Source organism: Paucilactobacillus nenjiangensis, from assembly GCF_005405445.1.
GTDB lineage: Bacteria > Bacillota > Bacilli > Lactobacillales > Lactobacillaceae > Paucilactobacillus > Paucilactobacillus nenjiangensis.
The window spans coordinates 1-2,675 of record NZ_BJEB01000097.1; the positions used below are offsets into that span (position 1 = coordinate 1).

Annotated in this window: 4 protein-coding genes; 1 reads left to right on the plus strand and 3 read right to left on the minus strand. The window is 36.8% G+C overall.

Going from position 1 to position 2,675, the window contains the following annotated elements; all coding sequences use genetic code 11:
• Window positions 1-153: 153 nt before the first annotated feature.
• Complete coding sequence (locus tag FFM59_RS09830; protein ID WP_137602843.1) at window positions 154-582, minus strand: OsmC family protein; 429 nt, start codon at window positions 580-582, stop codon at window positions 154-156.
• 157 nt (window positions 583-739) lie between these two features.
• Between FFM59_RS09830 and rpsN the strand changes: the two genes are divergently transcribed.
• Window positions 740-1,009, plus strand: a complete 270-nt coding sequence (rpsN, locus tag FFM59_RS09835; protein ID WP_137602844.1) for a 30S ribosomal protein S14 — start codon at window positions 740-742, stop codon at window positions 1,007-1,009.
• A gap of 90 nt (window positions 1,010-1,099) precedes the next feature.
• Here the strand turns inward: rpsN and FFM59_RS09840 are convergent, their stop codons facing one another.
• Both FFM59_RS09840 and FFM59_RS09845 read right to left on the minus strand, forming a co-directional pair.
• Complete coding sequence (locus tag FFM59_RS09840; RefSeq protein WP_137602845.1) at window positions 1,100-1,918, minus strand: alpha/beta hydrolase; 819 nt, start codon at window positions 1,916-1,918, stop codon at window positions 1,100-1,102.
• 68 nt (window positions 1,919-1,986) lie between these two features.
• Window positions 1,987-2,517, minus strand: coding sequence for a Fic family protein (locus FFM59_RS09845; RefSeq protein WP_137602846.1), 531 nt, complete (start codon window positions 2,515-2,517; stop codon window positions 1,987-1,989).
• Between the last annotated feature and the right edge of the window lie 158 nt (window positions 2,518-2,675).

The window sequence follows — 2,675 nt, forward strand, 5'->3', positions numbered from 1 at the left end:
AGTAGGATTGTAGCTGCTTTCCAGCTACTGTTTTCATTACTTTGGAGGAGTAAATGAAAAGAGGTTTAATTGGTATGGTGTAACTATACCGAGTTAGTGTGAAGAAAATATGAAGAAAGAAACATGAAATTTAGAAATATTTGTTGAGAATATTTAAACCGTAAATTTATCGACTAGTTTGACCGATACATCTTCATTTCCACTTAGTAATTTGGAAACGGGACACCGACTTTCAGCAAAATCCAACTGTTTTTGAGCTTCTTCTGGTTCTACATTTGGAATTCGTGCTTGAACTTCAATAACAAATCGCAAACCATGAGTATCATATTTCAGATCAACCCCCACTCGAACTTCGCTTTGATATTCGATTCCTCGGCCCTCTTGAATCGTCTGTAATGTTGAGGCTAAACATGTAGCTTGGGCTAACCCTAATAATTGTTCTGGGTTCGTCCCTGGCTCTTCAGGTTTTCTAGGAGAACTAACTTGAACATTCAGTTCACCGTTACCTAACACATAAGCACGTCCGGGCATGCCGTGGGGATTAATTGTAGTTGTATGATATAAACTTTCATCTGATTTCATGAGTAAAGCCTCCAATTCAATTAATACGCTTATTGTAACCGTTTGAGCAATTTGATAACAGTAAATTAGCCTAAAAAAGCAATTTACTTGCTTTTAGTAAGTAAATCGTTTATCGTTATCGTCGATATTTAAGTTTATTGCTCAGAAAGGACCATCAATGGCCAAAAAATCTAAAATTGCAAAAGCTGCAAAAATTGATGCAACAATTGCAAAGTATGCAGAATTACGTCAACAATTGAAGGCTGCGCATAATTATGAAGCTCTAAGCAAGTTACCACGCAATGCCTCACCTACACGTCGCCATAACCGTGACCAATTGGACGGACGTCCACGCGGTTATATGCGTGACTTTGGAATGTCTCGTTTAAATTTCCGGCACTACGCTCACCTCGGACAAATTCCTGGTGTAAAGAAAGCTAGCTGGTAGAGAAATAGTGCTTTTTGAGTCGATTATACTCGGAACTCTAATGATAAATACCAATAATTACTCGGGTTTTGAGTGGCTATTGGTTTTTTTCTACCAAATAAATTTAATCCATTTTTGATTTACTTTCGCACTTTTATGCAATTCGGTATGCGATAAACCAACCATTTTGACATTTTTAATTTGATCATTATGCTTGTACAACAAGTAATTAATCGACAATTCTGATTGAATAGTCACTAGTCCATCTGAGTGTGTACCATCATTTAAATCACCATAAATGTTGAGAATTTTGACATGTTTTGGAAATCGTTGACTAACATCTAGTAACTGTTGATACCCAGGATAATAATTATTAGCAGCGTAATAAGTTTGCGGTTGGTAATGCTTCAACAATTGATTTTGATTGGCAGCATCGTTCATCCCCACCACCCCATTGAATGGTCCAGCCAAAATAACATATTTCTTCAACGTTGGTAGTTTAACTGATTTTTGAGTTACCGTTTGAAAGAACGCAACGTTCCCGGCAGAGTGAGCCACCACATTATACTTGGTCACCCCATATTTATTTTGAAGCAATTGCAGCACCTTTGTCAGCCACTGTGTTTGTGTGGTTGTACTAGCTTCGTTATTAGTAAAATTAATTTGAATCAAGGGCTTTTTGACTTGTTTTGAGAATGATCCTTGCACATCTAAAGTCCCATCTGCTGCCACGGTGATAGTCATCACTTTTTTAGCATTAACCTTCGTTTCAGCTGCAGCTATTAATCCATCCGTTGATTTCTTGGTTCCACCTAAGCCATGAATAAATAACGTGGGTGTGGCAACAGTTGTCTTCGCGTGAGCAGTTGTAGAAATGCTAATGCCAAACATTATGGCAAAAATTAGCACAATTAATCGAATTTTTTTCACTTGTGAACTTCCTTTAAGAACGTTTGTCAAAATACTAGCACAACCTGCCGATGATTGAACACAAACGATCAGAAATTAACAAAATTATTAAACACTCTCACCATATGAAACTTGGCAAAATCCAATAAATTGGAATGCGGATCCGCATTCCATTTTTCTAACAAACTCTGGATTGCATGCGGAACTTCAGCTGGTAAAGTTGTTTGAACAGCTTCAATACTACCAATTTGGTTGGGAAATTGTTTAAAGCCACCCACGTTCATCTTGGAATCTAATTCTGACTTTGTCCCTCGTTTTAACATTGTATGCAGTTTAAACAGATATTCACTGGTTAAATCCACATCGATTGTATCTAAAACATAATCAAACATTCTAAAATGATTAGAAGTCTCTAGCACATCATCAACCACAATTAAACCATTCTCATCTGCAAAAATAGTGCCAGTATCAAAGACTTGTTGGGTTTGTTTCTCGCTTAAGGTTGAGCCTTCTATACGATTACTATTAAAAGAAAAGATAATCTGCACCCAATAATATAAACTGGCACTCACCTTATTTTCACGTTGATTAATCAAAATTTTAGCAATATCCTTGACCATTTACATATCTCTACTTTTTTATTTTGGCGTTCAAGTGTCTCTTGAATCAAGGCTATCAGATTAAATAGTTCAGCACAAATTAGTGAACTACTCCGGGAATAAATTCCCGGGCTTCTAGGAACACCGCATACTTGCCTATCACTCTTTGAATGATACGT